This window comes from Paracoccus sp. NBH48, from assembly GCF_015390265.1.
In the GTDB taxonomy this organism is placed as follows: Bacteria; Pseudomonadota; Alphaproteobacteria; order Rhodobacterales; family Rhodobacteraceae; genus Paracoccus; species Paracoccus marcusii.
Genome location: NZ_VUOJ01000004.1, coordinates 22828 through 46136 on the forward strand (window position 1 = coordinate 22828; position 23309 = coordinate 46136).

Genomic DNA, 23309 nt, shown 5'->3' on the forward strand with positions numbered 1-23309 from the left:
AAGCCGCTCATCCGATCCATCGCCGGTGCAGGTCGGGGTCGGCCAGGATCCGGTCCACCGATGACAGGGCCAGGGCATCCGGGCCCGCCTGCCGCAGGTACAGGCCCAGATCCCGCCGGATGCGGTCGGCCGGATGCGCCGTGGCGAATGACGCGGCCCCCAGCGCTTGGTCCATGTTGGCCAGCAAGGTCACGGCCTCGTCTGTCGTGCGCAGGCGGGCCAGGATCGCGGTCTGGGCATCGGCTGCCGTCGCGCCCGGACGCTCGATCCGGCAGACGGCCTGGGCCAGCCACAGTCGGGCCGTCTCGCAGGCCGTGATCATGCGGTGCAGGCGCATCGCCTGAAGGGGGGCATCCTGCTGGCCGCGGGCGCGCAGCTGATCGGCGGTCAGGGCCGTCAGCCTGCGCATCGCCCCCAGCTGAACCGCGGCATAGCGCCAGACGCCGCCGTGGAAATGCGGCTCGGTCAGATAGGCGTCGGGCGCGCCCAGGGTCACGGCCTCCGCCACGGCCAGCCCGTCCAGGTCGCAGCGACCCGATGCGGTGGCCTTCATTCCCGACATGTCCCATTCGTCGGGAAACAGCCGCCCGTCCAGCTGATCGCGCGCGAACATCAGCAGGTGCAGCCCGGCATCCGACCGCACGGTGACGATCATGTGGTCCAGCACGTCCGCACCGCTGGCGAACAGCTTCTGCCCGCGGATGACCGAACCCTCGATCCGTGCGGGGTCGGGACCGTCGGCACCCCAGATGCCGTAGAGCGCCCCCTGCGCCACGGGCGCGGTCGGGCCGCCGTGCAGCATCAGCAGCTTGACGGCGTTCACATGCCCCTCGAACAGCCGCCCGGCGGACAGGTTCGCGCCGCCCACCCGCTGCAGCGCGTCAAGCAGCCGCAGCGGATCACGCGGGTGATGGGCCAAGGTCAGGCATTCCGCCAACAGCCCGCTGTCGCGCAACGCCGCGGCCAAGGCAGGGCCCGACGGGCCGTCGGCACCGTCCGGCAGGGCATCGGCGATCATCCGTTCGGCACGGTCGATGGCGTCGGTCATCCGACCACCATCGCGGCGTGCCGGTCGGACCAGCGGGCAAAGTCCGGATCGACGGTCCCGTCGACCAGCGCCGCCAGATCCGCCAGCCGCGCCTCCAGGTCCGAGGCGCGCAGCGTCGGGCCGGCCGGAACGCTGCGGTCGGGATAGGCGCGGATGGACCCTGACATCGCCTCGGCCCACATCGCGCGCAGCGCGTCGGGCAGGATCATGGCCTGATCGGCCAGCGGATCGGCATCCTGCATCCGATGGCGCAGGCAGGCAGCCATGCCGCCATCGGCGCGCCCCTGCAGTCGCCCGGACACGCGCGCCGTCATGTCGCAGGAATAGCGGACGGCCAGCCCATGTGCCTCGGCTCGAAAGACGAGGGCGCGATCCTCTCCGAAATCCAGCGCCGGCAGGCCGCCGATGGCCCGGTACCGATCCGCGCGGATCGCCATCGACGCGCCGGATTCCATGTAATGCGGGGTCTGCGACTGCGCGGCCTGGCGCCCCGCCACCTGGTCCAGCCGGTGGCGGACCCTGCGCAGCAGCGCGCTGTAGGCCTCCTCGGCCCGGGTGATGCGCGCGCCCGAAGGGGTGGCCAGAACATGCGGGACATCGGCGCTGATCGATCCGCAGACCAGATCGGCCCCGTCACCCATCGCGTCCAGCGCAGCCCGGATCCAGCCCTGCGCCGGGATCGCGTCGGCATCCGTCGTCATCAGCAGCCCACCGGTCCTGGCGGCCAGGTCCATCGCCACCCGCCGGGCGCGCCCGGCACTGGCGGTCGATACCGGAAAGATGACGGAATGCACCGACACCTGCAGCGCAGGGCTGCGAAAGGACCGGGCGATCCGTTCGCTGGCATCCGTGCAGTTGTTGGCCAGCACCAGGGCAGTAACGGGCAGATCACAGGCTTGGGCGGTCCCGGCCAGCGCCTCCAGCAGCCGGTGCAACCGCTTGGCCTCATCGCGCACGGGGATGGCGATGGCAACGTGGCGCAGTGCGGGACGGGTATCGTGCCAAGGGGTCATGAGCATCCGTATCGTGCAGGAAGGTCCGGCCGGGGCGGTCGACCGGCGACGGATGCATGACCGGATTGTCCTGCGCATCCGCCTGCAAAACGGACGCATGACAGGGCAGTTCCTGAACCTGCGCCTGATAAAGATCAGGCTTCATGGCATCGGTTCCCTGAAATCGGCGTGATTTCAGCAGGCTATGGACAAGTACAGGACGGCGACTTTCTTCAGGCGCAGTGTCCCGCCTGCGTTCCATCAGCCGGTGATGGCCTTTCCCCTTGTCCAGGCGTCTTCTGCCGCTGTCCTGACCGACCGCAACGGGTGGGACAGGCGAGGACCGACAGGTCTTACCTCAAGCCCCGGTCCGTAGCCCCATGCCGCGGCACGCTCTGCCTGCGACGGGGTCATCCGCGGCGCCGATCCGTAGTCCAGATTGCCGTCCCGGACCGTCGCGTCCATCCGGGACGGGGAAAGCGACATGAAGGCGTGAACGCTGCTCACCACCGCCGCGGGCGATGCCACCAGATCCTCGTACCGGATGACCATGGCCGCGTGCAGGTGGGACAGGTCCTGCTGCATCTGAGAGTGCGCGTCCAGCCAGTGGTCAATCAGCTGATGGGCTGGCCCATCGACCCATTTCGCGACCGCCGCCGCCACGGCCTCGGGGTGGCGGATGATCAGCACGAATTGCGACAGCGGGAACAACTGCTGGTACAACCGTGTCCGCGTCAGGTTCACCGGCGACTTCTCGACCCGCCACGGACGATCGCCGTCGAACCATGGGTTCCAGTCGTGTTCCAGGCGCAGGCGGGTCTCCAACCGGTCCAGCGGGTGGCCCTCGGTCAGGTGCTGACGCGGATCGGTAGCGAAATGCATCGGCCGGCCGTGCTGCGCGGTATGGGGGATGGCGCCCTGCAGATAGCATCCCTCGTTCTCGGGCACCGGCGCATCGCTGATTGCAGCCACCGCATCATGCGCCGCCACCAGCCGCGTCAGAAGCGATGTCCCGGACCGGTGCAGGCCACCGATGAACAGATAGCGATGATGCTGCATCAGGATGCCGTTCCCCTGTCGAAATATCGCTTGATCGTCTTCAGGCCGAGGTCGTTGAAAGACCCGCGGACGGCATGCCGGCCCGCGGGTCTTTCGGGATCGCGATGGGTCAGGCCCGGGGGGCGACCTCGCCCTCTTCCTCGCCGTCCCAGTAATGGATGCGCACGGCGGCGATCTTGATCAGCGCCATGCCCGGCGTATCGATGCCATCCGGAAACCACCGTTCCAGATCGCTAGTCCAATGGTCGGCGAACGTGGCCTTGTCGCGGATGATGCCGGCCTCGCCCTCGACGGCCACGAACAGCGGCGGCGCGCCAAGAATGCCTGCGCGCCCCTGGAACGACAGGGCGACATGGGGGTCGCGTTCGATGTCGGACACAGTACGCGTGTCGTCATAGGTAAAGTAGTAGCTGTCGCCATCCCATTCGACATCGGAATTGTTGCTCATGGGACGGGTGGCAAGCTGGCCACCCTCGGTCCGGGTGGTCAGCATCGCAAAGTCGATCTTGCCCATCGCCTTTGCCAGATCGCCTATGGTTCTGTCGGACATGTGAACTCCTGACTGCCGTATCGGCTTCTGGCACATGAACGCGCGGCCGTGGTCATTCGATCCATGCCCCCTGCATCGCGGTGATCCTTCGCGCGATCATCGGCATTCACATGACCGGCAGGGTGCGGCAACCCACGCGCCGGTCGGAGGTTGTCCTTTGCTCCGTTGTCGGAGCCAGCATCAGGAGCACGACGATGACCCCAACCTTTCCAGGGATTGCCTTGGCGACCGCGCTGACGCTTGCCTTGGCCGCACCCGTCGCGGCCGATCCGGGCCGCGGGCGCCATCACGACAACGACCGCAACCATGCCCATCAGGGGTGCCCGCCGGGCCTTGCCAAGAAATCGCCGTCCTGCATTCCACCCGGTCAGGCAAAGCGCGATGACATCCGCTATGGCCGCGGCGTCGGCGACAGGCTGCGCGTCGAGGACTATGTCCTGGTCCGCGACCTGAACCGTTACGATGTCGAACGCCGGGAGGGTTGGCGCTATTACCGCAGCGACGATCAGTTGTACCGGGTCGATGCCGAGACGCGTCAGATTCTGGCCGTGATCAACCTGGCCCGCGCGCTTTTCAACTGAAGATTGCACTTTATGCATTTGTGAACGGACCGGTTCGGAACCGCCGATCCGTGCGGCAAGTTTGCACCGCATCATCGGGCAGCATGCCCGAGAGGCAGGAGATTACCATGAAAGCGTATCTTGTTCCGACCTTGGTTGCGGCCCTGACGGTTGCGGGGGCCGCCTCGGCGCAGACGACGGCCACCGTTGCCACGGATTTGAACGTCCGGTCCGGCCCGGGCGTCCAGCACGGCGTGATCGGCGCCATCGGCGCGGGGGACGAGGTGTCGGTCCTGGGCTGCATCGACAGCGCGAACTGGTGCCAGGTCAGTGATGACGGTCTGGAAGGCTGGGCCTATGGCGACTATCTGAACGTCAAGGCGGGCGACGAGGTCGTGTCGCTCTATCCCAACCGCGAGACGGTCGGTGTGACCATCATCGAGGCCCCCGTCGAGGACCCGACCACCGGGCAGGACGCCGCTGTGGGCGGTCTGGGCGGCGCCGCGATGGGTGCGCTGATCGGCGGCCCGGTCGGGGCGGTGGCCGGTCTTGCCATCGGCGGCGCGACCGGTGCTGCCGCAGCCGAGGAGCCCACGACCGAAGTGACCACCTATGTCACGTCGAACACGGTGGATCCCGTCTATCTGGACGGCGAGGTCGTGATCGGCGCGGGCGTTCCGGAAAACGTGATGATCTACGAGATCCCGGATCAGCCGGATTATCGCTATGCGCAAATCAACGGCCAGACGGTGCTGGTGAACCCTCAGGATCGTCAGATCATGTATATTTATCGCTGACCTTCGCGGAGACGGCGGGCGTGGCCTTTGGCTCGTGCCCGCCGGACAGAGTGTTCTGAAAGCGTAGGGCTGACGGTCGCGGCCCATTCACCCAGTCATTGGGTCTACCGGCAAGGGCAATTTCGCGTTTCAGCCTGTCCACGACAGATCGACCACGTCAGCCCGATTTCGCGGAACCTTACAGGTCGCAATCTGAAATCGGCTAACGCCCATCCCCACCGTCCGCTGTTCCACAGTCACCGCTGCGCCCTGATGCCGGGCGCAGCGTGTCGTCACATCGCCTCCAGCTGGTCGACCGCTTCCTGACAGGCAGCCTCGTCCCCTTCGGCAAGGGCGCGTTCCGCATCGGCGATCAGGCTGTCGCGATCGGGCATGGCCTCGTCTCCCTCGGCCTCTTCCGCGGCGGTCGGTTCGCCTTCCTGCTGCGCCTGGACGTCGCTGCCGGACATGGCGACGGCCGTTCCGGGCTCTGCCTCCGTTCCCTCCAGCGGCGCAAGCGAGCCGTCCTTGGCGATGCCCTCGCCCGACGCGCTGTCGGCCCCATTGGCTGCAGGCATGTCGGCTGCGGGCATGTCGGCTGCGGGCATATCGGACGACGCATCGGCCGACGCATCGGGGGCATCCGCTTGGGTGTCATCGCCCGCCGGTTGCTCCAGCGGCGCCAGCGATCCGTCCTTGGCAATGCCCTCGGTCCCGCCTGACGCAGCACCGGTGTTGTCGCCGGTCATCGCGGCGGTATCGGTAAAGCGTGCCAGATCGGCGGCGCAATCCGCCTGCGCCATGCCGGCAAATGCGCAGATCGCGCAGCCGGCCATCCAGGTCATCGAATACTTCATGTCTCGTCTCCCATGATGCAGCGTCTCCTCCTCAGAAGACGTAACGAAGCTCCTGCCTGCGCCCGATGTTCCAGCAGATAACCTATAACGTTTGCTAATCGGCACCCTTCCAGCCGGGCAGTCGGCACCGAACGCCGCGACCGGCCAAGCCGATGAAAGGCAACGGGTTCGCCCGAACGGCGCATGACACAGAGTGCAAAACCTGCCCCAGCAACGCTGACATTAATCAAGTTGCGTGGTCGTCAACCCTGACCTTAGCTGAAACATGTCGTGAACATCGCGATGTCCTACGGCGTTCTCTTTCAGCGGCGGCCCCATGCATTCTCGTCGTCTTGTCGTCATCTCGGATCATTGCAGCCATGGTCCGCCGGTCCCGGTGACGCATCCGGCGCAGATCGACACCATCCTGCCGCCGCCCCCGACGGGACAGGTCACCGTCACCGGCGGCTATCTGGAACGCCTGCCCTTGGCAGCCATCGCGGCGGGCATCGTCGATACAGCCGAGATCTGGAGCTTTGCCGGGCGCTGCGGCGAATCCGATGCCAGCCAGGGCCTTGCCGCGGGCCGGGCCGATCCGGACCGCCCCGGCCTGACGCGGCGCGTCTTTCGCGCCGACGCGCATGACGCCCCGTACGGATCGGCCGAGGCGGTGCGCCATCTGCAGCAGACCGGCGCGCCCGACATCCTGTGCGTCTGGGGGCTGGGGGTCGGGCATGACATTATGGATGCGGCATGCGGTGCGGTCACCATCTACAATTCCATCGACGCCCCGGCACTGCGGATCCCCGACGACCTGGTGGCGCGGTTCGACCTGTTCCTGACCGGCGCCCCTTGGCAATCGGCCGAAATAAGGGCGCGCATCCCCGGCGCCCGCACGCGCGTTCTGCCCATCGGCCCGAACTTTGCGTCCGACGTGACCTTTCATCCGACCGGTGCGGCCAAGGATCGCGACGTGGTCTATGTCGCCTGCGCGCAGCCGTACAAGCGCCACGACATCCTGTTCGACGCGATGGAGCGCCGCCCCGGCACCACGGCCCTGCTGGTGGTCGGATACGGCGACGACGACCTGCGCGCCGACGCCGACCGCCGCGACCTGGACGTCGAGATCGTGGGCCCACCGGGGGTGGATCATGATGCCGTCAACCGGCTGATCAACCGCGCCCGCGTCGGCGTGGTCTGCGGTCAGCATGACGGCGCCCCTGCGATCCTGACCGAATATCAGCTGGCCGGCCTGCCGGTGCTGGCCAATGCGGACCTGGTCTGCGGGCTGGACCACGTGCCTGCATCGGCCGGGACCATCGCATCCCCCGGCGCGCCCTTTGCCGCCGCGCTGGACGGGCTGCTGGCATCGCCGCCCGCCGATCCCCGCCCCAACGCGATCGCCCGATGGGGCTGGCGCGCCAGCATCGCCTGCCTTGGCCAAGACATCGACGCGATCCGCAGCGGTCGCCGGAAGGAGCCGTCATGACGCCCCGCGACCTGTCGCACCCCGCGACGACCGACAAGCCCGCCCTGATCTGCCTGTCGCATCTGCGGTGGGATTTCGTGACCCAGAGGCCCCAGCACCTGATGGACCGCTTTGCCCGCGATTACCGCGTGCTGTTCTGGGAGGAGGCGATCCCCACCACGCATCACCTGCCCTATCTGGAGTTCCACGCCTTTCACGGCACGACCGTCCAGGCCGTGCGCCCCCGCATTCCCGACCGCTGGTCGCCCCAGGATCAGGCCGCGGGCCTGGTGGATCTGTTCGACCAAATGCTGGCGCTGAACGGGATCGTGCGCCCGGTCCTGTGGCTGTACACGCCGATGATGTGGCCCGTCGTGCAGCATGTCGATGCCGCAGCCGTGGTTTATGACTGCATGGACGAGCTGGCCTCGTTCCGCTTTGCGCCGCCCGCGCTGGCCGGGTTGGAGGCCGCGCTGATGGCCTCGGCGGATCTGGTGACCACCGGCGGCTGGTCCCTGTGGGAGGCGCGGCGAAACGATCACGCCAACATCCACGCCTTCCCCTCCTCGGTCGAGACGGGCCATTTCGCGACCGCACGGACGAGACCTGCCGAACCTGACGATCAGGCCGGCCTGCCCGGTCCGCGGCTTGGCTGGTACGGGGTGATCGACGAACGCGTCGATCTGGACCTGATTGCGGGACTGGCCGCGGCGCGGCCCGACTGGTCGGTGGTTATGATCGGTCCGGTGGTCAAGATCGACCCCGCCAGCCTTCCCCAGGCGCCCAACCTGCATTGGCTGGGCCAGAAGAGCTATGACCAGCTGCCCGCCTATCTGGCGGGGTGGGACGTGGCGCTGATGCCCTTCGCGATGAACGAGGCGACGCGCTACATCTCTCCGACCAAGACGCCGGAATATCTGGCCGCCGGATGCCCGGTCGTGTCCACCCCGGTGCGCGACGTGGTGCGCCAGTACGGCCATCTGCACGCGGTCCGCATCGCCGACGGCCCGGCGGCCTTTGTCGCGGCCTGCGCCGATGCGCTGGCGGATGCCACGGCCGACATCTGCACCGAGGCCGACGCGGTGCTGGCCCGCCAAAGCTGGGACCTGACGCAGGCCCGCATGGCGGCGCTGCTGGACCGGGCGGTCGACCGACGCCGGCGGCCTGCCGTGCCCCGCCCCCGCCGCGCGCGGCCCCGTCCCGACGTGACCGTCTGCGGCGCGGGGTTTGCCGGCGCGGTCATGGCGCGCCAGCTGGCCGAACAGTCGGGCAAGCGGGTGCTGGTCGTCGACCGGCGCGACCATATCGGCGGCAACGCCTTTGACGAACAGAATGCCGACGGCCTGCTGATCCACCGCTATGGCCCGCACATCTTTCACACCAACGCCACCGAGGTCGTCGATTTCCTGTCGCGCTTCACCGAATGGCGGCCCTATGCGCACCGCGTGCTGGCCGATCTGGGCGATCGCCGGGTGCCGATGCCGATCAACCGCACGACGCTGAACATGCTCTATGATGCCGGGCTGACCGGCGACGCGGACACCGCCGCCTTCCTGGCGGCGCGCGCCCGGCCCGTGGACCCGATCCGCACCGCGCGTGATGTCGTCGTCTCGGCCGTGGGGGACGATCTGTACCGGCTGTTCTTCGAGGGTTACACCCGCAAGCAATGGGGGCTGGATCCGTCCCAGCTGGACCCCTCGGTCACGGCGCGGGTGCCGACGCGCACCGATACCGACGACCGCTATTTCACCGACCGGTTCCAGGCGATGCCGCGCGACGGCTATACCGCGATGTTCGCGCGCATGCTGGACCATCCGGGGATCGACGTGCGCACGGGCACCGATTTCCATGACATCGACCCGGCCGATCGCGGCGCGCTGACCGTCTATACCGGGCCGATCGACGCCTATTTCGGCCACCGCTTCGGCGCACTGCCCTATCGCAGCCTGACCTTCGCGCACGAGACCCTGCCCCAGCGCCAGTTCCAGCCGGTGGGTGTCGTGAACTATCCCGACCCGGACGTGCCCTTCACGCGGATCACCGAATACAAGCACCTGACCGGGCAGGACCACCCGATGACGGCGATCACCCGCGAATATCCGTCGGACAGGGGCGATCCCTATTATCCCATCCCCTGCCCGGAGAACCAGGCGCTGTTCCGCCGCTATCGGGCGCTGGCCGATGCGGAACCGAACGTGATCTTTGCCGGGCGTCTTGGCAGCTACCGCTACTACAACATGGACCAGGTGGTGGCCCAGGCCCTGGCGCTGCACCGGCGCATGATGGCGGTCCCCGTGCATGCCTGACCGGTTGCTGCTGGTCACCGACAGCGCCGAACCGTCGGGCGTGGGCGCGCATATGGTCGCCTTGGCCGCCGCGCTGGCGGAGCGGGGGCTGCGCCCGGAGACGCTGTGGCCCGACCATCCGGCGGGCCGCGCCCTGGCTGCGCAGGTCACAGCGGCGGGCGGCATGGCCGCGGTGACGGACACCGGGGTGATGGCCCGGGCGGTTGCGGACTGGGCGGGGCAAGGCCGCGGAACGGTCCATGTGCACGCCGGCATCGGGTGGGAGGGGCACGCCCTGACCCGCGCGGCCCATGCCGCCGGCGCGACCGTGCTGCGGACCGAACATCTGCCCTGGCTGCTGACGGACCCCGATCAGATCGCCGAATACCGCGCCGCGCTGGCCGGGGTGCATGGCGTGATCGCCGTGTCGCGCCAGGCCGCGGACGGGTGGCGCAGGGCGCTTGGCTCGGGAACATCCGTCCGCGCGGTGCCCAACGGCATCCACCACCGCCCTGCGCCACAGGCGGACCGCGACGACCGGATGATCCTCTGCGTCGGTCGCCTGACCCCGCAAAAGGCGCAGCGCGTCCTGTTGGGGGCGCTGGCCCGGCTGCGGCGGGGCGGCGGCGATGCGCGGGTCGTGATCGTCGGCGACGGTCCGGGCCATCTGCTGCTGGACCGCGCGATCCGCCGATTGGGCCTGCAGGACCACGTGACCTTGGCCGGGCAACGCGACGACGTGCCCGCGCTGATGGCGCAGGCCGGCATCCTGGCCCTGCCCTCGCGGTTCGAGGGGCTGCCGCTGGTCGCGCTGGAGGCGATGGCCGTGGGCCTGCCCGTCGCGGCCAGCCGGATCGGCGGCACCGTCGAGGCGCTTGGCCCCGACCACCCCTGGCTGCACCCGCCGGGCAACAGCCGCGCCCTTGCCGACCACCTGGCCGCGGCGCTGCGCGATCCGCAGGCGCGCGCACGCGTGGCCCGGGCACAGCAGGACCGTTTCACCGCGCATTTCACCGCCGCCCGCATGGCCGGCGACACCCTGGCCGCCTATCGCGCCGCCCGCGCAAAGAAGGAAAAACCGCCTATGGACCGTATCAGACTGGGCTTCATCGGGGCGGGCGGCATCGCGCATCGCCATTTCGGCGTGCTGCAGACCATGCCCGACGTCCAGGTCGTGGCCATCTGCGACACCGACCCCGCCCGCGCGCAGGAGGCCGCAGACCGCATGGGGGCCACGGCCCATCACGATCACGATGCGATGCTGGCCGCGCATGATCTGGACGCCGTCTACATCTGCGTGCCGCCCTTTGCGCATGGGGCGCCCGAACGGGCCTGCATCGCGCGGGGACTGCCGTTCTTCGTCGAAAAGCCGATCACCCTGGACGTCGATCTGGCCCAGCGGATCGCGGCAGAGGTCGAGCAGGCCGGGCTGATCACCGCCGTCGGCTATCACTGGCGCTATCTGGACACGATGGACGAGGCGCGCGCCCATCTGGCGACCAATCCCGCGCATCTGATGCAGGGATTCTGGATCGACCAGACGCCGCCGCCGGAATGGTGGTGGCGGGCCGACGGATCGGGGGGCCAGGTCGTCGAACAGGCGACCCACATCATCGACGCGGCGCGTTTCCTGGCCGGCGACGTGACCGAGGTGTTCGGCCTGTCCGCGCGGCGCGACCGCGACGACTTTCCCGGCCTGACCGTGCCCACCGCCACCGCGGCCACGCTGCGCTTTGCGTCGGGGGCGGTGGCCAACCTGTCGTCGACCTGCCTGATGCGGTGGAACCACCGCGTTGGCCTGCATGTCTTCAGCGACGCCATGGCGATCGAGATCACCGATCACGACCTGATGGTCGACGTGGGCCAGGGCCGACCCGTCCGGCGGGCCAGCGGCGATCCGGTCTGGCGCGAGGACCGCGATTTCGTCGAGGCCGTCATGGGCCGCGAGAACCGCATCCGCTGCGACTATGCCGAGGCGCTGCTGACCCATCAGGTCGCGCTGGCCGTGGGCCGGTCGGCCGAAACCGGAACCCTTGTGCGGATGGAGGGGCTGCGGGCCGACCCGCAGCCCACCTTTTGTCCTGCCGCTGCGGCGGGCGCCGACGATGCCGCATGAACATCGCCACATCCGGTCGCTGGCCATCCTGGACCAGGGCCGTCCGGGCTTCTTCGGCTATGACGAAGGGCCGGCGGGGGACGGGCAGGTTCGGCTGGACCTGCTTTATACCGGGCTGTCGGCGGGGACCGAGCTGACCTTCCTGAAGGGGACCAACCCCTATCTGCACAGCCGGTGGGACGATGTCGCGGGCCGCTTCGTGCCCGGCGAGCCGTCGGCCCGGTTCCCGGTCAACTTCCTGGGCTATATGGAAAGCGCCCGCGTAATCGACGCGCGCGCGCCGGGCTGGCGGAACGGTCAGGTGGTCGGCACCGCCTTCGGTCACAAGACCGGACATACCGCCGATCCGTCCCACGACCTGCTGACGGCGCTGCCCGACGGGATGGACCCGATGCTGGGCATCTTCGTGGGCCAGATGGGACCGATCGCCGCAAACGGCATCCTGCATGCCGATGCCGAGGCCTTCGGCGCCGCCGTCCCGCATCTGGGCGCCAGCCTGGACGGGCGTCCCGCGCTGATCTGGGGTGGCGGCACGGTGGGCCTGTTCTGCGCGCTGTTCGCGCAGGCCGCCGGCGCATCCGAGGTGGTGGTCGTCGATCCCTCCCCCTTCCGCCAAGACATCATCCGCAAGCTGGGCATGACACCGATGGACGAGGACGCGGCCGTGGCCCATGCCAAGTCCGCGTGGCACGACCGTCACGGCGGCCGCGGCGCCGAGGTGGTGTTCCAGACCCGGGCCCATTCCGACAGCCTGCACCGCGCGCTGGCCGCCCTGCGCCCGCAGGGCACGGTGATCGACCTGGCCTTCTATCAGGGCGGCCTGCCGGACCTGCGCCTGGGCGAGGAGTTCCACCACAACGGCCTGCGCCTGATCTGCGCCCAGATCAACCGCATGCCGCGCCGTCTGGCCGCCGACTGGAACCAGCGGCGGCTGGCCGCGGAAACCGTCCGCCTGCTGGAGCGCATGGGCCCCGCCGTCCGCCAGCACCTGATCACCCATGTCGTGCCCTTCGACGAGGCGCCGCGGTTCCTGGAACGCCTGGTGGCCGAGCGGTTCGATTTCCTCCAGGTCGTCTTTGCGACCTGATCCCGCCAAGGAGCGATCCGATGAACGACGATCTGAACCAGCCCTGGGGCGTTCAGCCGCCCCAGGGCCTGCCCGTCCCGCACCCTGACGCCGGCAAGATCCGCATCCTGTTCGTCCTGGCCTGGCTGGTCGTCGGCGGAGAGGAGACGGAACTGCGCCTGCTGGCCCGCACGCTGCCGCGCGACCGGTACCGGATCGACGTCATCCCCTGCTTTCGCAAGGAGGGGATGCCCGACCAGACGACCGACCAGCTGCGCGCGCTTGGCATCCATGTCGACACGACGCCCTATGCGCTTGGGTTCGACGACACCATCGACTATCTGCGCCGCAAGATCTGCGGGGCCGACGTGGTGGTCAGCTGTCAGAACGTCGCCGACATCTATCCCGCGATGGAGCGTCTGGCCCTGCGCCCGCCGCTGATCGAACATGGCGGGCTGGTCAGCGAGGCGCTGGCCGGGCCCAAGCACCTTACCACGCGCTATGTGGGCGTCTGCGACAGCATCCGCGCGGCGGCGGCGGGACGCATGCCCGACCGGCCCGACCATGCGGTCGAGATCCCGTCGATGGTCGATCTGACCGAGTTCGATCCGGCGCGCCGGGCACCCATCCGCGCGGCGCTTGGCATCGCCGACGACCAGGTGCTGATCGGATGGGTCGGCCGCCTGGACCGCAAGAAGCGGGTCGAGGATTTCCTGGCCGCCGCGATGCGCGTCGCCGCCAGCCATCCGCAGGCGCGGTTCGTCGTCATCGGCGGGCCGGACGCCTTCATGCCGGAATACGCGCTGCAGCTGCAGGCGCTGGCGGCACCCCTTGGCGACCGCGTGATCTTTACCGGCGACCGGGCGGACGTCCCCGACCTGCTGGCGGCGATGGATGTCTTCTGCTGGCTCAGCCGGGGCGAGGGCATGCCCCATGTCATCGCCGAGGCCGGGGCCGCGGGCCTGCCCGTCATCGCCACCCCCGACAACGGCGCCCTGCAGCAGATCCGCGACGGTGTCAGCGGCCTGTTCGTGCCGCACGAGGATCCCGGGGCGGTGGCCGCCGCCATGCGTCGGCTGATCGACGATCCGGCCCTGCGGCACGGCTTGGGATCGGTGCTGCAGGCCCATGTGCGCGCAACCTATTCCGCCGCGGTCGTGGTGCCGCAATGGCAGGCGCTGATCGACACCGTTCTGGCCGAACAGGCCCCGGCGAAGGCGCCCACGCTGTTCGCCAGCGTGATCCAGGGGGGATGGGAATCCTCGACCCATCGGCGGCGCGACGGGCGGCGGCTGGATGTCATCGCGGCCATCGGTCACGACACCCATGCCGCCCAGGATTACCTGCAGCTGCAAGGCCTGTGCATCCGCACCTGCCGCGACGCCCTGCGCTGGCCGTCGATCGACGCGGGCGGCGCGCTGGACCTGGGATCCTGGACCCCGATGCTTCAAGCGGCGCGCGACACCGGCACGCAGGTGATCTGGGACATGATGCATTACGGCTGGCCGGACGATCTGGACGTTTGGTCCCCGGCCTTCGTCGACCGCTTTGCCCGGCTGGCCCGCGCCGCCGGTCGGCACCATCGCCAGGTGACGGATGCCGTCCCCTTCTGGTGCCCGGTGAACGAGATCAGCTTCCTGTCCTGGGCCGGCGGGGATGCGGGCTATCTGAACCCGTTCGCCGGGGGCCGCGGGTTCGAGCTGAAGGTCCAGCTGGCCCGCTGCTATCTGGCCGCCCGTGCGGAGCTGCTGGCCATCGACCCGCGGGCGCGCTTCGTCACCGCCGAGCCGCTGATCGCGGTCCAGCATGCCGATTGGACCGGCCGCCCGCTGTTCGAGGCGCATGGCTGGCACGACGCCCAGTTCCAGGCCTTCGATCTGATCGCGGGCCGCATCTGGCCGCAGATCGGCGGGTCCGAGGCCGCGCTGGACGTGGTCGGCGTCAACTATTACTGGAACAACCAATGGATCCATGGCGGCCCGCCCATCGACGTCGACCATGCGCTGCACAGCCCCCTGTCAGATCTGCTCGTCGAGGTCGCGGCGCGCTATGACCGCCCCGTGATGCTGGCCGAGACCGGGACCGAAGGCGCGCGCCGCGCCGCGTGGTTCGATCATGTCATGACCCAGACCCATCACGCCCGCCATCGCGGTGTCCGGGTGGAGGGGGTATGCCTCTACCCCATTGCCGACCACCCCGGATGGGACGACGACCGCATGTGCCCGAACGGCCTGCTGGGCGCAGACCCCAGCAGCGGCACACGCGACGTCCACGTCCCCTTGGCACGCATGTTGCGAGGCGTGTCACATTGGTAATGTCGAGGGATATGAGCACAGACCCGCCGCAGCGCTGGTTATCCAGTTTCAGCGAAATGCGTTAGCTTGGTATCCCAAGTGAATCATCGCTAGAAGTGGCGTTGACCTATCAACCAGTCTGAATTGGTTCGGCAAGGTTTACCGGTAGAACCGATATTTCACGCATCTGTTTGCAGGTAAGGGGCTGACTGGATCGCAGCCTCTGACACCTTGTTGACTACGTTTATTGCGATCCGGTCATGCGTTTCAGCTGCTGATCATCAGTCAGCCGTTCGATGCCAAAAGCTTCCAATGCTTTGACGATGATGTTCGTGGGCGAATCTCCCGCTTCGGCTGCCGCGGTCTCCAAGCCACGGCGAAGGTCGTCGGGAAGGTCAATTGGTGGGGTCGAAACCGGTCATGTTCCGCTCTCCTGTATCGTTTCATTGAACATGTCAGCGCGTCAGGCGGTTCCCAAGCTTGCACGTCCTGTCAGGTCTCCTCACCGATAAGCCAGGCGCCACTCCTGAGGTTACAAGCACTCGAGAAAGCAACATACTGCGTCCGAGTTTCCAAATACGGTCGGGAATGGATCGGTCGTCGCTGGTGGCACGACGCCTTCGAACCAGCGCTTTGCCCGAAACGTTGACGTCGTCATGGCTAGGAACATTTGCTGCGGCTGCCGGTTGGCGGACCTCCACCGACAAGGAGGATCCGATGAACCACCCACGCGTCTTTGCAGTCATATCCGCCGACGCCGTCCCGACCCCGTCAAGGCTCAGGCTCGCTCCACCTGTCATTGACGCCACGCCGCCGATCCTGCCGGCAAGCGACCTTCTCGGGTGGAACGTTCATATGACAAACAGGCGTATGCCAGCCGGCACGGCAAGCAGCTGCGTCATCCGGTACCTCTGCCAGCATCACACTGCCGCCGTGACTGCTGACAGAGTGCCAAGCGTCGATGATATCGCCAACCATGCCGCCGCCGCAAAACCCCTGCGCGCAAGGCAGGCAAGCCCGACGTTCGATCTCAGCTTACCGGCCAGCCAGATCTCCGACCATGAGCCGCCCCTGACCGTGCGTAGAGCCCCTGCCCCCGACATCACCGAACAGCTGCTTTGGAGCGTGCCCATGGGCGCCACGCCGACCATCGGCACGCCTTTGAATGGACATTAAATGGGGAATGACGGAATGCAGACCTGGTTGTGCCTGTCCGGCGGAAACGCATTGGGGGCCTTTCATGCGGGCGCATGGAAGGCCATTCAGGACGCAGCGCTGAACGTCACACGCATCTCGGGCGCCTCGATCGGGGCGATCGTCGCGGCGGTCATCGCGGGCAATCCGCCAGACCGGCGGGTCGAAAGCCTGGACCGCTTTCTCAACGACATCGCTCAGTCTGCCTTGTCCGGAAGCGGGCGCCGCCGGTTGGTCACGGGCACGCTGCTGTTCGGAAACCCTGCGCTGTTCAGCCCATCGGTCCCCGGGTTGGCCGAGATCCTCCCCGGCGTGCCGCCCGACAGGGCAGTCTTCCATCGCAGGGCGACCCGTCGGCTGATCGAGGAATACGTGGATTTCGATCTGCTGAACGCGGGCGGCATCGAGGTCACCGTGACCGCGACGGATGCCGAAACCGGCACCGTGGCGGCGTTCCGCAATACGGTGGAACCGCTGACGGTGGATCATCTTATGGCCAGCAGCGCGTTGCCGGTCCTGTTCCCCCCTGTCACCCTGAACGGGCGGCATTTCATGGATGCGGGCCTGGCCGAGAACCTGCCCCTGCGCACGCTGCTGGATCGAGATGACGACGCCCTGATCCTGGCCTGCGATCTGTACAGCGCAGCGGGGCCGCTGCGCCAGACGATGGACGGCATCGCCGACCGGGCACAGGAGCTTGCCTTCGGGTGCCAGTCGCGCCGCGCGATCGCGGCGTGCGACCTGACCGGACGTCGCTTTCATCATGTCATCCTGTCGGACCCCGAGGACGACTTTTCCGGAAAGTCCTTCGATTACAGCCAGGCGTCGCTGCGCCGCCGATCCAAGCTGGGACATACGCTGATGGCCCAGGCGCTTGAGAGCATCATCGCTGAACCCCCGACATGAGAGGCCCATCATGATCCCACCCCGACTGCACGCCGCGCTTGATGCCGTGTCCGCGGCCCTGCTGGTCCTGGGGCCAGCGGCCATGAAACGAAACGCCGGCCTTCGGGCGCCGTTGACCGCCATCGGATTGGGGGTGGCCGCGTATTCGCTAGCGACATCCTATCGCGGTCGCTCGCCCGGGCGGCCGATCCGCATGGACCAGCACCGGTTATTGGATGCCGCGCAGGGTGCGGCCTGCCTTGCCTTGGCACGCGACGTGGACGACCAGACGGTGCGCACGATGCTGCGCGGCTATGGGGCGTTCTCGCTGGCGGTGGCGGCGGCGTCCTCGCCCCCCGGACCGACCGGCATTGCCGTCCCTGCGGAGGCTTGGACGATTGATCTTGGCGACGATCTGGCCTGTTTGCGCTGCGGCATCGTCAATGTCGCGTTCATCGGTGCTGCCGGTGCCGGCGACCGGGACTGGTATCTGGTCGATGCGGGCGTGCCGGGTTCGGCCGCGGCCATCCTGCAGGCGGCACGACGGCGCTATGGCGCATCCCGCCCCGCCGCGATCCTGCTGACGCATGGGCATTTCGATCATGTGGGCGCCTTGCATCATCTGGCAGAGACATGGGACGCGCCCATCTATGCCCACCCGGCCGAGCATCCCTTTCTGACCGGCCGCCAAGCCTATTCCCCTGCAGCCCCCGAGGTCGGCGGCGGTATGATGGTGGAACTGTCCTGGCTGTTCTCCCGGCATCCGATCGACGTGTCGCACCATCTTCGGGCCCTGCCGGAGGATGGCCGCATTCCGGGTCTGGAGGATTGGCGGTGGATCCATACGCCCGGCCACACGCCGGGTCATGTCTCGTTCTGGAACGCCGGCACGCGGGCCTTGCTGGCGGGCGATGCCGTCATCACCACGCGCCAGGAGTCTCTCCGGGGTGCCCTGATGCCGCAGGCCCACCTGCAGGGCCCCCCTGCCTATTTCACACCAGATTGGGCGGCGGCCGATCTGTCGGTCCGGCGGCTGGCGGACCTGGAGCCCCGGATCATGGTGACAGGTCATGGCCCGGCACTGCAGGGAGATGCGCTGTCAGAACGGCTGCATGCGCTGGCGACGACATTCCGTCAGCGTGCACTGCCGAACGACAGCCGCTATCTTCGCCAACCATCGTAAGATGGTGGAGTGCCGTTTGTTGATAGCAATGATCGCTGATTGGATTCTGGCCGAATGTACGGGCAGGCGCGAGTTTTTGATCCACAACAGATGTCGACGCGGAGCGGTACTCTTGGCGGCACGACGACGGCACGTCCGTGTCGCACCCTTGACCGGTAGGGATCACATGTCCGAAGATCCCTCCCAATGCCAGCGCGACCGAAGCTTAAGTGAAAGCCCCCGAAATTCGCTGTTGCCCAAGCAGGGTACCCCTGTAGCTCAAGCCGCCCTCCGTCACAGCAACCACAGCACGGCACCCGATCCCCAAATGCCGATCGACAGCAGCAGAATGAGGAATGCGATCCGGATTGCGGGTTGGGCCCGAGCCGCATGCACGGACAGTCTGCGCCGGGATGTGCGGTTGGCCCACCAAGCGAACAGAAGCATCATCTGTGCCGCGAGAAGAAACACCGTCGCCACGGCTTTCGGAACCCAGGTGGGCTGAAACGGGCCGAAGACAACCTGCATCCCGATCGCGACCGCAGCAGTCGCCAAACCAGTCCTGATCCAGCCAGAGAACGTGCGTTCCACCGCCAGAATGGTGCGATCTTCGGCAAGATCCGTGCGGTCTTCGGCGGGCTGGTCCTTGCTTGCCATGATATGCTGCTGTCGTTTTCGATGCTGTCGAAGAGCCGTTGAGGCCGTTTGCACTTGAGGAGGGAGCCATGGCCTTCCCGTCCTTCTGGGCGATGCCTTTGCAGTGGGCTGACTGGCCAGCGCCTGCCCTGCTCAGAAGAGAGCGTGTCTTGAAAGCACGTGTCGCCATCACGTCCGCCAGATGGCGCCTTTGGAACACTGCAACCTGGTATCCGGTGCCGCACTTCTTCTTCGGCAAAGACAACGCCGACGATCACGACAAGCTCGGGTCGGAACAGAGCTTCGCGAAAACGACAGCCCCGCTGATGCGAGGCTGCCAAAGATGCTTTAGACGCTTAGACTTTTGCCGACCCCGGCATACCTGTCGGAGAGCTGGCTGTCCGGGGGGCCGTGGAGGATTGGGAATGGCCGGATCCGGAGGATGCCTTGCCTTCTTCCGCGTCCGTCAACTCGTCCTGTGCGGCGGCCACGACGCTGGAGGCGGCTGATTTCGCCTCGTCCAAGCCCGCTGATACGGCGTTTCCAATGCGGCTCTTCTCCTCCGCATAGATCGCCTCCGCCTCGTCGAACAGCTGATCACGATAGTCGCCCATCAGCTCGCCCTCCTGTCGCGTGCCGGGCAACAGGGCACCCAAGGCCGCGCCGCCGATCAGTGCCAGCGCACCGAACAGCAAGGGCTCGTTGTCATGGCTGCGGGCGACCTGCCTGTTCGCCCGCGCCATCTGGCGGCTGGCCGCGTCGCTGGCATCCAGTGCCTTGCGGCGTGCCGTCTCGATCCGGCGACGGGCCTCTTCGCTCATCCCCTCGGTGCCCTCTCCAAGACGGTCGCGAAAATGGCGCGCGCGATTGCGCAATGCCGTCGAGCCGTCACTGACGCGGTCCCGCAGGTGGCCGGCGGTCTCTCTGGTTCTGTCCATCATGCTATGCTCCTTGTCGGATCCGGTGCTTTGGTCGAATGACGATCCGGTCGTCATCGGGCGACGGTCCGAACTCCAATCCGTGGTCGATGCCACGCCGCGCGGGGGCGGGGTGCCGTAAGCCCGCGTCGATGCCGTCTGGTCGTCGCGCCGTCCGGAAGATTGGCCAAGGCCATGGACCGGGTCATGCCCGCGACCGAAGATCATCCATGCCAGCCCGATACCGGTCAGGCCCAAGGCAACAGGGTTGGCACGGGCGGCTGCGCTGGCCGATTCCGCCCATTCCGCGCCGTTCCGACGAACGGAGCCTGTCAGGCGGCGCGACAGGCCGTCCAGGGACAGTTCGTCCTGCAGGTCGTTCAGCGTGCGGCGCAGCGCGTCACGGTCCTTCTCGATCTCGCGTTCGATATGATCCGGGTTGTCTGCATCATGCGTCATGATAGGACTCCTTGACCGTGTTCGCGTCGCGCTGGACGTTCTCGACCGTGCGCGTCGGCATCAGGTTCTCGGGTTTCAGGTCGGCCATGCCCTTGCGCAAAAGGCCATAGGCCAGGATCGCAAGCACAACCCCGACGATGACCGCGCTCCAGATCGGGCCAAGATCGGTTTCCGCCAAGGCGGCCACCAAGGCCGCCGTCAGCACGTTCAGCGTGACGATGCCGATGACGGCGGCAGCCACGATCATCCCCAGCCCGGCACCGGCATGGCTGAGATTCCGGCGCATCTCTGCCTTGGCAAGGGCGATTTCCTTGCGGACAAGATCCCCCGACAGCCGCAGTGCATCGGTGGCAAGCGTGGCAGGGTTCTGGGAGCGGACAGGATCAGTCATACGAACCTCCGATCGTGCGGCTGCCCGAGAGGCCAGGGTTGCCGGATGACGCTGCGCCGGTGCCGGTGCCAGACACAGGCTTGGCCCCCATGCCCGTGTGATGATCTGGGCTTGCAGCACCCGTTTGGGCGACCGCTGCGCGATCACCGGAGCTGGTCGGCCGGGTCGTGCCGGTCATGCCATACCTACCGGACCTGGTCATGTCCGACGAACTGGCGGACCCTGCCCGCAGAAAGCGGACCGCGGCAAAGCCTGCCAACGCCGACAGACCCAGAAAGGCGCCCGGCTGGCGACGCGCAAAGCGACGCACATCACCCAGCATCTGTCCGGGGTCCGTCGAATTCAGGCTCTCCGCCAGTCCGCTGACGCTGTCGGCGGCACGGTCGAACATCTGTGCGACAGTCGAATCCGGATCGATCTCGGATCTGGCCTTGCGCAGACCTTCGGCCACGCTCTCGGCACGGTGCGCAACGCCGGAACGCAGGTTTTGCTCGCGGCGCGCGACCTCGTCCTTGACCGTTTCGGCCAACCGCGACGCTTGTTCGGAGGCCTCGGCCCTGATGCTGCCCTGTTCGGACGTATCAGTCTCCCTGAGGTTCGGATCGTTGATGGTCATCTGAGATCTCCCTTGTCTGGCTGAAGACGAGCATCACAGCGACCCGCCGACAGGTTTATCGGGGCCCCAACCAAGCGACGGAGATGATGTTCCAGTAACGTTAATCAACTTGAAGATTTTTCACGCGGCAACAATGCCAAAATAGGGAAATTATCTTTTTACTACATTGTCTTGAATTTTTTAAGTTATTAGGCTGATTTTTTATTTCGCTGAAAGCGCCATGTCGAAACGGACCGTTCTACGATTATATGGTTTCGGTCTCTTGACCGTGGGAATAATGACTCGGATTATCTATTAAGGAGGGATAGACCTCTATACAAATCAACCGAAGATTGCAAAAAAGAGGCAGGCCGTCCATTCAGTGATATCGAAACACCCCGCAGCACACGTGATCATATCCGTATCAGATATGGCAGTGCACAGATTTCGACTGCCGCGCATATAGTACGCCATGTTTTCATCAGCATTTATTATGATCGCAGAACGCTGACCAACCGTTGCACCCCGCGACTTCGTCAGCAGTAGTCCTAATGTTTTGCCCTCATAGAGAACAGGCGGCATCACCTTTAAACGTCATCGGAAACCTCTCCTAGCTTACGACGCCCTTGCGAGCATCGGCAAACTTCACAGCCATAACAGGCCGCGGGAGAGGCACCAATCCTTTGATCCAGAGCCAACGCCACCGTTGAATTTGCTCTTAGTCTTCTCCGATATGACATAGCCGACAGAATCTACGCTATTTGTACCGATAATCGCTTGGAAAATCATACAGCAAAGCGGTCAGCATAGCGTCTACAATTAACACTGGAAGTGCAACCGCAATAGCAACTGCCTCCGTGAAACATGGCCTTGGAACCAAGGCCGTGAATCTGAAATTCGCGCCTTCATAAGCAAGGCAGAACAATAGAAAATTTCAAAGGGACAAGAAGTCGCGGCAACCCTTGATTAAATCAATTATTTATACGTTGAGAGGCGATAAACGCTATTTGCCTATTTCCGCAAACATTGCTGCGGCCGCCGGATGCAAGGGGGCGGCCAAGCCCGACTCCTGCATGTCGCGAACGGACAGCTTCTCCAGCACGGCCGCTGAGACCCCGATCGAGGGAAGGTTTGCGATGGTATTCTTGATGATTGCGGCAACGATGTCATCCGGCATGTCCGTGCGTGTCACCAGCGTCGCCAAGACTCCGATCGACAGGATCCTGCCCTTTTTTCCATAGACGCTGCGCGGAATGGACGAGTAGACATAATCGTCGTTCGCCTCGATGAACGCGCGCACTTCGGGTCCGGAAATGTTGACCAGCCGCGCATCGCACTCGTTGATGGCACGATCGACGACCGAACTGGGATGACCCAGGATCAGCACGGTCGCGTCGATCCTGCCGGCGCATAATTCATCCAGCCCGGTGCCGGTGGAGAGTTCAAGCAGCGCCCTGAAATCCGTCCGATCCAGACCCAGGGCCGTCAGCAGGCGCATGGCCGTCGCCTGCCTGCCCGATGCGGGCAGACCGATATCGACCCGCTTGCCGACAAGCCCCCCCAGGCTGAGGATATGGGCGTCGGGGCGCGACAGGACCGTCAGCGTTTCCGGATAGAGCGACATGACGCTGCGAAGGTCAGAGAAGGCCGGTTTACCCAAGAACGGGCCTTCGCCGGTCAGGGCCATGTTCTGCACGTCGGACTGCACGATGGCGAAATCAAGCTGGCGGTTCCGCAGTGCCTCCATGTTGTAGATCGAACCGGGGGTGGCTTCGGGGCTGCAGCGCAGTGCTGCCTCAGCCCGGTTTGTCTCCTGACACAGGGCGGTGGCGGCGGCGTAATAGCTTCCGTTAACGTCCCCGGAGCCGATGGTGTACAGCCGTGGATCCTGTGCCTGCGCCGCTGTCGACACGGACAGAAAGGCCACTGCCATCCAACGGAACATCGACGACCTCCGCACCTTGCTGTCGCCATTAGCGCATGACGGCGATTCATCGGCAAGCGCGTAAAATCTTCTCGC

The 23309-nt window shown here is 66.5% G+C and carries 21 protein-coding genes; 11 read left to right on the forward strand and 10 right to left on the reverse strand.

From position 1 onward, the window contains the following. Positions 1–7 precede the first annotated feature (7 nt). Both F1642_RS07005 and F1642_RS07010 read right to left on the reverse strand, forming a co-directional pair. Positions 8–1048: an acyl-CoA dehydrogenase family protein gene (locus F1642_RS07005; protein WP_194885867.1), complete on the reverse strand. Its 1041-nt coding sequence runs from the start codon at positions 1046–1048 to the stop codon at positions 8–10. Next, positions 1045–2061, reverse strand: coding sequence for a glycosyltransferase family 2 protein (locus tag F1642_RS07010; protein ID WP_194885868.1), 1017 nt, complete (start codon positions 2059–2061; stop codon positions 1045–1047). Before F1642_RS07010 ends, F1642_RS07005 begins: the two co-directional genes overlap by 4 nt. On the opposite strand from F1642_RS07010, the gene F1642_RS07015 reads away from it, so the two are divergent. After that, positions 2060–2233 (forward strand): hypothetical protein, encoded by a 174-nt coding sequence (locus tag F1642_RS07015; protein ID WP_162198033.1) that lies wholly within the window; start codon positions 2060–2062, stop codon positions 2231–2233. The two genes, F1642_RS07010 and F1642_RS07015, sit on opposite strands and share 2 nt — an antisense overlap. Before the next feature lie 68 nt (positions 2234–2301). Here the strand turns inward: F1642_RS07015 and F1642_RS07020 are convergent, their stop codons facing one another. Then, entirely contained in the window at positions 2302–3099 is a 798-nt protein-coding gene (locus F1642_RS07020; protein ID WP_194885869.1) for a sulfotransferase, read from the reverse strand. Positions 3100–3208: 109 nt separating this feature from the next. Next, positions 3209–3649, reverse strand: a complete 441-nt coding sequence (locus F1642_RS07025; protein WP_194885870.1) for a pyridoxamine 5'-phosphate oxidase family protein — start codon at positions 3647–3649, stop codon at positions 3209–3211. 221 nt (positions 3650–3870) lie between these two features. On the opposite strand from F1642_RS07025, the gene F1642_RS07030 reads away from it, so the two are divergent. Both F1642_RS07030 and F1642_RS07035 read left to right on the forward strand, forming a co-directional pair. After that, complete coding sequence (locus tag F1642_RS07030; RefSeq protein WP_255522234.1) at positions 3871–4230, forward strand: hypothetical protein; 360 nt, start codon at positions 3871–3873, stop codon at positions 4228–4230. Between the two features lie 107 nt (positions 4231–4337). After that, positions 4338–5006, forward strand: a complete 669-nt coding sequence (locus F1642_RS07035; RefSeq protein WP_194885871.1) for a DUF1236 domain-containing protein — start codon at positions 4338–4340, stop codon at positions 5004–5006. 272 nt (positions 5007–5278) lie between these two features. On the opposite strand, the gene F1642_RS07040 is transcribed toward F1642_RS07035, so the two are convergent. Continuing rightward, complete coding sequence (locus tag F1642_RS07040; RefSeq protein WP_194885872.1) at positions 5279–5830, reverse strand: hypothetical protein; 552 nt, start codon at positions 5828–5830, stop codon at positions 5279–5281. Between the two features lie 328 nt (positions 5831–6158). Between F1642_RS07040 and F1642_RS07045 the strand changes: the two genes are divergently transcribed. From F1642_RS07045 to F1642_RS07075, 8 genes are all read left to right on the forward strand, one after another. Further along, complete coding sequence (locus F1642_RS07045) at positions 6159–7310, forward strand: glycosyltransferase (RefSeq protein WP_194885873.1); 1152 nt, start codon at positions 6159–6161, stop codon at positions 7308–7310. Further along, complete coding sequence (gene glf, locus F1642_RS07050) at positions 7307–9595, forward strand: UDP-galactopyranose mutase (RefSeq protein WP_206692698.1); 2289 nt, start codon at positions 7307–7309, stop codon at positions 9593–9595. Before F1642_RS07045 ends, glf begins: the two co-directional genes overlap by 4 nt. Further along, on the forward strand, positions 9588–11690 hold the full coding sequence (locus tag F1642_RS07055) for a glycosyltransferase (protein ID WP_206692699.1): 2103 nt from the start codon (positions 9588–9590) through the stop codon (positions 11688–11690). The genes glf and F1642_RS07055 overlap by 8 nt, the downstream gene beginning before the upstream one ends. Then, positions 11680–12777, forward strand: a complete 1098-nt coding sequence (locus F1642_RS14990) for a zinc-binding alcohol dehydrogenase (protein WP_206692700.1) — start codon at positions 11680–11682, stop codon at positions 12775–12777. Before F1642_RS07055 ends, F1642_RS14990 begins: the two co-directional genes overlap by 11 nt. Positions 12778–12797: 20 nt before the next feature. Then, entirely contained in the window at positions 12798–15071 is a 2274-nt protein-coding gene (locus F1642_RS07060) for a glycosyltransferase family 4 protein (protein ID WP_194885874.1), read from the forward strand. 696 nt (positions 15072–15767) lie between these two features. Next, positions 15768–16226: a hypothetical protein gene (locus tag F1642_RS07065; RefSeq protein WP_194885875.1), complete on the forward strand. Its 459-nt coding sequence runs from the start codon at positions 15768–15770 to the stop codon at positions 16224–16226. A 15-nt stretch (positions 16227–16241) separates the two neighbouring features. Further along, positions 16242–17150, forward strand: a complete 909-nt coding sequence (locus tag F1642_RS07070) for a patatin-like phospholipase family protein (RefSeq protein ID WP_194885876.1) — start codon at positions 16242–16244, stop codon at positions 17148–17150. Positions 17151–17160: 10 nt separating this feature from the next. Continuing rightward, complete coding sequence (locus F1642_RS07075) at positions 17161–18312, forward strand: MBL fold metallo-hydrolase (protein WP_206692701.1); 1152 nt, start codon at positions 17161–17163, stop codon at positions 18310–18312. Positions 18313–18585: 273 nt separating this feature from the next. Here F1642_RS07075 and F1642_RS07080 read toward each other — a convergent pair whose 3' ends face one another. From F1642_RS07080 to F1642_RS07100, 5 genes are all read right to left on the reverse strand, one after another. Next, complete coding sequence (locus F1642_RS07080) at positions 18586–18948, reverse strand: DUF202 domain-containing protein (RefSeq protein WP_194885877.1); 363 nt, start codon at positions 18946–18948, stop codon at positions 18586–18588. 335 nt (positions 18949–19283) lie between these two features. Beyond that, on the reverse strand, positions 19284–20303 hold the full coding sequence (locus F1642_RS07085; protein ID WP_194885878.1) for a DUF3618 domain-containing protein: 1020 nt from the start codon (positions 20301–20303) through the stop codon (positions 19284–19286). Beyond that, positions 20293–20694 carry a phage holin family protein gene (locus F1642_RS07090; protein ID WP_046001191.1) on the reverse strand — a complete coding sequence of 134 codons (402 nt, stop codon included), beginning with the start codon at positions 20692–20694 and terminating at the stop codon, positions 20293–20295. Before F1642_RS07090 ends, F1642_RS07085 begins: the two co-directional genes overlap by 11 nt. Beyond that, entirely contained in the window at positions 20687–21310 is a 624-nt protein-coding gene (locus tag F1642_RS07095) for a hypothetical protein (protein WP_194885879.1), read from the reverse strand. Before F1642_RS07095 ends, F1642_RS07090 begins: the two co-directional genes overlap by 8 nt. Positions 21311–22292: 982 nt before the next feature. Next, entirely contained in the window at positions 22293–23234 is a 942-nt protein-coding gene (locus F1642_RS07100) for a TAXI family TRAP transporter solute-binding subunit (protein WP_194885880.1), read from the reverse strand. Between the last annotated feature and the right edge of the window lie 75 nt (positions 23235–23309).

Coding starts and splice junctions, on each gene's coding strand:
- F1642_RS07005 (WP_194885867.1), bottom strand. CDS start 1,048: ATGACCGACGCCATCGACCGTGCCGAACGGATGATCGCCGATGCCCTG.
- F1642_RS07015 (WP_162198033.1), top strand. CDS start 2,060: ATGAGCATCCGTATCGTGCAGGAAGGTCCGGCCGGGGCGGTCGACCGG.
- F1642_RS07010 (WP_194885868.1), bottom strand. CDS start 2,061: ATGACCCCTTGGCACGATACCCGTCCCGCACTGCGCCACGTTGCCATC.
- F1642_RS07020 (WP_194885869.1), bottom strand. CDS start 3,099: ATGCAGCATCATCGCTATCTGTTCATCGGTGGCCTGCACCGGTCCGGG.
- F1642_RS07025 (WP_194885870.1), bottom strand. CDS start 3,649: ATGTCCGACAGAACCATAGGCGATCTGGCAAAGGCGATGGGCAAGATC.
- F1642_RS07035 (WP_194885871.1), top strand. CDS start 4,338: ATGAAAGCGTATCTTGTTCCGACCTTGGTTGCGGCCCTGACGGTTGCG.
- F1642_RS07040 (WP_194885872.1), bottom strand. CDS start 5,830: ATGACCTGGATGGCCGGCTGCGCGATCTGCGCATTTGCCGGCATGGCG.
- F1642_RS07045 (WP_194885873.1), top strand. CDS start 6,159: ATGCATTCTCGTCGTCTTGTCGTCATCTCGGATCATTGCAGCCATGGT.
- glf (WP_206692698.1), top strand. CDS start 7,307: ATGACGCCCCGCGACCTGTCGCACCCCGCGACGACCGACAAGCCCGCC.
- F1642_RS07055 (WP_206692699.1), top strand. CDS start 9,588: ATGCCTGACCGGTTGCTGCTGGTCACCGACAGCGCCGAACCGTCGGGC.
- F1642_RS14990 (WP_206692700.1), top strand. CDS start 11,680: ATGCCGCATGAACATCGCCACATCCGGTCGCTGGCCATCCTGGACCAG.
- F1642_RS07060 (WP_194885874.1), top strand. CDS start 12,798: ATGAACGACGATCTGAACCAGCCCTGGGGCGTTCAGCCGCCCCAGGGC.
- F1642_RS07065 (WP_194885875.1), top strand. CDS start 15,768: ATGAACCACCCACGCGTCTTTGCAGTCATATCCGCCGACGCCGTCCCG.
- F1642_RS07070 (WP_194885876.1), top strand. CDS start 16,242: ATGCAGACCTGGTTGTGCCTGTCCGGCGGAAACGCATTGGGGGCCTTT.
- F1642_RS07075 (WP_206692701.1), top strand. CDS start 17,161: ATGATCCCACCCCGACTGCACGCCGCGCTTGATGCCGTGTCCGCGGCC.
- F1642_RS07080 (WP_194885877.1), bottom strand. CDS start 18,948: ATGGCAAGCAAGGACCAGCCCGCCGAAGACCGCACGGATCTTGCCGAA.
- F1642_RS07085 (WP_194885878.1), bottom strand. CDS start 20,303: ATGACGCATGATGCAGACAACCCGGATCATATCGAACGCGAGATCGAG.
- F1642_RS07090 (WP_046001191.1), bottom strand. CDS start 20,694: ATGACTGATCCTGTCCGCTCCCAGAACCCTGCCACGCTTGCCACCGAT.
- F1642_RS07095 (WP_194885879.1), bottom strand. CDS start 21,310: ATGACCATCAACGATCCGAACCTCAGGGAGACTGATACGTCCGAACAG.
- F1642_RS07100 (WP_194885880.1), bottom strand. CDS start 23,234: ATGTTCCGTTGGATGGCAGTGGCCTTTCTGTCCGTGTCGACAGCGGCG.